The organism is Butyrivibrio sp. (assembly GCF_024699075.1).
In genome coordinates this window covers 1-5,386 of record NZ_JAILQF010000378.1, presented here as the reverse complement: position 1 = coordinate 5,386, position 5,386 = coordinate 1, and the positions used below count along the sequence as shown (strand labels likewise).

6 protein-coding genes and 1 pseudogene are annotated in these 5,386 nt (G+C 37.3%); all 7 read left to right on the top strand.

Annotated elements, in window-relative coordinates; all coding sequences use genetic code 11:
• Positions 1 to 28: 28 nt before the first annotated feature.
• A pseudogene (locus K6G87_RS15245) lies at positions 29 to 149 on the top strand (sigma-70 family RNA polymerase sigma factor); the annotation flags it as partial.
• Between the two features lie 80 nt (positions 150 to 229).
• Entirely contained in the window at positions 230 to 1,447 is a 1,218-nt protein-coding gene (locus K6G87_RS15240) for a phosphoadenosine phosphosulfate reductase domain-containing protein (protein WP_330655013.1), read from the top strand.
• Position 1,448: 1 nt separating this feature from the next.
• On the top strand, positions 1,449 to 3,176 hold the full coding sequence (locus K6G87_RS15235; protein ID WP_094141196.1) for a hypothetical protein: 1,728 nt from the start codon (positions 1,449 to 1,451) through the stop codon (positions 3,174 to 3,176).
• 15 nt (positions 3,177 to 3,191) lie between these two features.
• Positions 3,192 to 3,551 (top strand): DUF7225 domain-containing protein, encoded by a 360-nt coding sequence (locus tag K6G87_RS15230; protein WP_094141195.1) that lies wholly within the window; start codon positions 3,192 to 3,194, stop codon positions 3,549 to 3,551.
• 33 nt (positions 3,552 to 3,584) lie between these two features.
• A complete protein-coding gene (locus tag K6G87_RS15225) occupies positions 3,585 to 3,797 on the top strand; it encodes a hypothetical protein (protein ID WP_200809145.1) in 213 nt (70 codons plus the stop codon).
• 44 nt (positions 3,798 to 3,841) lie between these two features.
• Positions 3,842 to 4,261, top strand: a complete 420-nt coding sequence (locus tag K6G87_RS15220; RefSeq protein WP_296839126.1) for a DUF6508 domain-containing protein — start codon at positions 3,842 to 3,844, stop codon at positions 4,259 to 4,261.
• A 42-nt stretch (positions 4,262 to 4,303) separates the two neighbouring features.
• The gene (locus K6G87_RS15215; protein ID WP_094141193.1) at positions 4,304 to 4,738 is read left to right on the top strand and encodes a hypothetical protein; all 435 of its coding nucleotides are present in this window, start codon (positions 4,304 to 4,306) and stop codon (positions 4,736 to 4,738) included.
• Positions 4,739 to 5,386 lie beyond the last annotated feature (648 nt).

The following is a 5,386-nucleotide window of genomic DNA, read 5'->3' as shown; positions in this document are numbered from 1 at the left end:
CAATCAATTCTGATTGGAGGAAGTAAGAATGGCATACAACCACGGACGGGAGGACAGGAAATGGCGTATCTGGAAAGAAGCGGAGGAAAAGCTGCTGCGTGAGTGCGGCGTTGATGAAGCGACCATTGAGCAGATACGCATAAGAGCTAATGTTGATCGCTTTAATGAAATCACAGAGGAGGCTACAAGGGAAGTTCAAAAATATGTTAAGCGCTACCCTATAGAAGATATGATGGTGTCTTTTAGTGGCGGAAAAGATTCTACCGTAACATCTCATATTGTTAGGACGGCCTTAGGCTCAAACGATGTGTTACATGTATTTGGTGATACTACATTGGAGTTTCCATATACACTTGAGTATAAGAAACGATTTAATCGACGTGATGAAGACAACGAAGCGTGCGGAGTTAAGGTTTTGGTAGCAAAAAACCGTGAAAAGAATTTTGAGGATTTATGCCAGGTGGTTGGACCACCGAGTAGAGTGATGCGCTGGTGTTGTACTGTGTTTAAAACGGGAGCAATACAAAAGACAATATCTTCTGCTTTTAAAAACAAAACGAATATTCTTAGTTTTCAAGGAATACGACATAACGAGTCTGCAAGTAGAAGTAAGTATGAGAGAGAGAGCCAAAGTCCTAAGATAGCTAAACAAACAGTGTTTTCTCCAATTATAGATTGGATTGATTATGATGTTTGGCTTTATTTGCTGACTACCGGGATTGATTTTAACTATGCTTACAGACTTGGCTGGACAAGAGTTGGTTGCTGGTGTTGTCCTAATAATGGTGGCTGGTCGGAATTTTTAGCAAAGGTTCACATGTATGATCAGTATAAACATTGGCATGAACTATTAGTGGATTTTGCAAGACAAATCGGCAAACCGGATCCTGAAGATTATGTAAATGAAGGTGGCTGGAAAGCGAGACAAGGGGGGAATGGATTAGCAGCAGCTCAGACTTCGGTTGTTTCATTTGAGCCATGCGCCACAGAAGAGAATGCATTTAATTATGATCTTCAAAGACCAATAACAGATGAATTATATGAGTTGTTTAAGCCTTTTGGTTATATAAATAGGGAATTAGGAAATAAAAGGCTTGGAGAAGTATATGTGTTAAATAAGTCTGGAAAGGTTGTTTTAGTATTACAAGGCCGAATTGGTAAAAATAAGCTTAAAGTCATTATTAAAGATATTCATATTGCAGGTGCAAAGACGCTTTCTGTTGCAGAAGGGAAAATACAGTGTCAGCTAACAAAATATCAGATGTGCTTGGGCTGTAAAGCATGCGAAAGCGTGTGCAAACATGATGCAATTAGTGTTAAAGACGATGGCACAGGAAAAATTACATATGTAATAGATGATGACAAGTGTAAAAGATGCACTGAATGTGTAGGACATTTTAATGCAGGCTGTTATATGAGAAAAGTACTTGGTATAAAGAGGACATGATATGGTTAATAATATGAAAATCAAAATGAAATTGCAGGGGCATGAGAAGTTTGCTCTTAGAGAGGGCTGGCTTAATAAAGGGCTTATTAAAAAAGTATATGACGAAATTGTTAAAGAGCTTACTGAAAAGGAACAGAAGAAGTGTGAAGAGATATTTGCTCGTTATAGCAGACCACCTTATGGAATGAGTGAGGATATTATCACGCTTATGATTGCGGTGGTATGTGCGAACTTAAGTTATTGCCTTAGGTTTAGATATAATGGCGAAGTCAAGAATATCAATAACTGGAAAGAACTTGTAGTTATAAAAGATAAAAAAATAGATGTTGATGTGATACGAAAATCTACATTTATTGTTGTCGATGCCGGAGAGGTTGTAGGTAAATATAAAAGATTATTTACTAGAATTCAGGATAATCGAATTATGTCTGAAGTTTTCTCTTTGAAAAAAGAGTTAGAGCAGATGACAATGTCTGATGAGATACCTGAGGAGATTGAAACAGAGTTTTTATTAGCGAAAAATCTTCTTGACACAGGTAGTGCTGCCAAAAGAGAGTGGGATGAAGTGACTTCTGCAATCGAAGATCAGTACGAAGAGGCTCTTGAAAACTCAAGTTTATATAACGCACTAAAAGCATTAGAAGCATTAGAGGATTTGCAAATAAGCAAGTACTTTGAAGATAATGGCTTTGATGTTGATGAGAATACTAAGCAGTATCTTAATGATTTAAGAAACGGAATTACTAAATGTATTGATGATACGATTGATGGATATATAGCCACTGAGTATTGTAAAGACGTAGAACATATGACTTCTTTCAGAAATCATAACAATAAAATGCAGAAGTTGTTAGAAGAATTAGGCTTCCGTGAATATGCTATGCGTGTAGGTGCACAGAAAGATCGGGAACTTGAAAATACGACAGAAATAAAATCTAGACAAGAATTAAGAGCGGACTGCTCAAAGTTTTTGAATGATAGCAAAGTAGAAAAGTTTACCACTTATGTGGCCATTAAAGAATTTTTGAAAAGGGGCATAGATCTTCAAGAGCGAGTTTCTAAATACAAGAATGCTTTGGGAAGAGATGGGGATCAAGTTCAGAGTACATTGGATGAACGTGTAAAAGAACTTGATAAGATAAAAAATCGTATCGAACAGGATATAACCGATATTTGGGATGATTTGTACGATGTAAAGACATCTGAAGATATTGAAGATTTAATTGAGAGAATTAATCTGATTTTACAAAAAGGAATATCCTATAACGATCAGGTATCACTTGAGGAGGCTAGATTAAACTTATCAGACCTATACTCGGATGTTGAAAGATTAAATGCATCTGAGGTTTCTCGTACAGCGTTTGGAACAATATCTACTGAGTTAATTGAAAAGTATAAGGATGCTGAATTTGATTTTGAGGTAAATGAGCTTCTTGATGAATTAATTAAATCAGTTTCGGAGAGATTGGATGAGAAAGAGAAGGCCTGGGTTGATAGTAATTTATCACTTGGGGATAAGTCTCGTGAAAACATTCATAAGTGGAAAGATAGAATCAAGTTTTTGCCAGAGTATCTTTCAGAAAAAACCATAGAAAGAATACAAGAACTTGATGTCGAAGCTGATGAAGTAATAAAAGATGGTAAAATTGATGATGTTCTCTATTACTTTGAAAAGCTTGAGCAATCTGAAAAAGAAGAGTGTATGAGAAAGTTACAAAATCTTATGTAAGAAGGAGTGAATCGGATGAGTTTACAATCTTGTCGTGAAGATGCTGCAAAAATTATTAACGAGTATGTTAAGACTTTTGGCGCTCGAAGTGAGATAAAAACGACGGCTGAAATTAATAAACTTTTGGAAGATAAAGGACTTGTTTTTGATCCTATGTTTCAGGTGTCGGATTTGTGTTACAACAAGACAAATAAGGATAACTTAAAGAGTTATCCTACGGATATTAAACTGTTTGAATTTGTTAGTCGTGGGAAATATTACATTCTCGGAGAATACTATTCATATACAGGCGATGTGATATGGACAGACAAAAGCGGAAAGCAACTTGTGGTTGGAACGTGGAAGGAAGGTAATTTATCCTATAAAGGTTGTTAGGCAGGATTTTATTTTGATTTGGAGTTGTTAGAAGTGAAGTATATTGTTAAGCAGATATTAGAGCCTGATTTTGGATGCGAAGAACGTCAAGATGACTATGTTGTCATGGATAATGTAATTCTTCGTGATGAAAATGGTTCAGAAATAGATATGAAGATACCAGATTCAGAGTTATATGAAAAGGATATCAACGAAGGAGATTGGGTATTCTTTGATTTAAGCAATCACATTTTTAAGGAAGTATAACTTCTGGTCCATTGGACTAGAAGTGGAAAAGGTGGGGCATATAAATGAGCAGTAAGTATGATGATCTAATCAGATTTATACCTGCAATAAAGGATGATAATTTTGGGAAATGGATTGTTGATCATGAAAATAATGGTACTTTGGAGCATCCGATACAATTCCCATTTGTAAACTATTCTGTATGCGTTCGCGAGTTGGAACATGCAATTTATAAGTTTGATGAGAATAATCCTGACATGGGAATTCATAACTATGGCGACATTCTTGAAAAGAACGGTATTAAATGGGAAACTAGGTCGATGGAAGCGGCAGATGTTTCTAAGCTTGATGATGTTGCAATAGTCGCTTTGCTGTTGGCAGCAGTAAGAGCAGAACGGTTCTGTGATGGTGCGTTAATGTCCTTTTTGGAATCTGGAGCAGTATTGCGCTGGCTTGAACGGCTTCAGGAAATTGCAGAGCAGTAACTTCTGGTCCAATGGACCAGAAGTTACTTGAGGGGGATGAAAATGGATATTGTAAGAATTACAATTAAAGGAGAATCTGGATATGGCCCCGTGGATGAGGCATTTTCGGATAAGGTGACAATTACGGATTCCTCTATAAAATATGAATACAAGCCACATCCTTGTAGCAATCTTGAGACGAATATTCCACGTAAGTGGTCATATTCTACAGACAGCCCATTGTTTAAGCACATATTTGAACAGGTGGCAGAGATGACACCGAAATACCTTTACAGTGATGATATTCTGTTTGTGACAGATATTGGCGCAACTGAAATCATAGTGACTTTCGAGGACAAACATAGGGAGTCAGCAAATTTCTTTTGTCCAAGCGAATACTTTGAAGAATACTTTCGCCTTATTAAGGAGATGGTCCCAAAGACGGAGTACATTCCAGCTGTATTATTAACAAATGAGGACTATGAAGACGAGGAATAAAATACATATGTTTACTGTAGGTTACGGCTGTGCTAGGCTGTTCCTGCTGGAAGGCTCCGATTTCTTAGGGCAAATTGCTTTGAGAGTCGGGGCCTTTCTTTATGCCTTCTTGCACAGCTGTGGGTCCCTGCAGTCAACATATGAGAGATTATTGGAGACGGTTTATTAGCTTCTGGTCCATTGGACCAGAAGCGGGTGATGTCTATGTGATATCATTTGCTGATGTCAGACTGATATCAGAGAAAATGTTTGTGAGGGATTAGATAGGGATACCCTAAAGCGGGCGACATAGGAGCACGGAAATTTCTGCCTAAAGGGTTGTAACTTTAGGCGTATCCTGTTAATCACTCTATAGGATGACCCACCAAAGAAAGACCAAAATGACCGAAGGGTGGCAAGTATTGATTTTACTGGAACCAAGACTTGGCGAAGCAGAAAAGAAAGCAATTTATGTGAAGTGACAAAAAAGGACTCGCCAACACATAGCGGATATGAAAAAGCCAATCAGTGGCGGAAGGTTAGCAGGCTGAAATGCCTGTTTTTTTATTGCCCATTTAGTAATGAGGATAATTCCAACCCAAATGTAATTTAGAAGATTACCCGAAGGGAGGAACGATTCATGGGTACGAAGAAAACAATTTTACATCC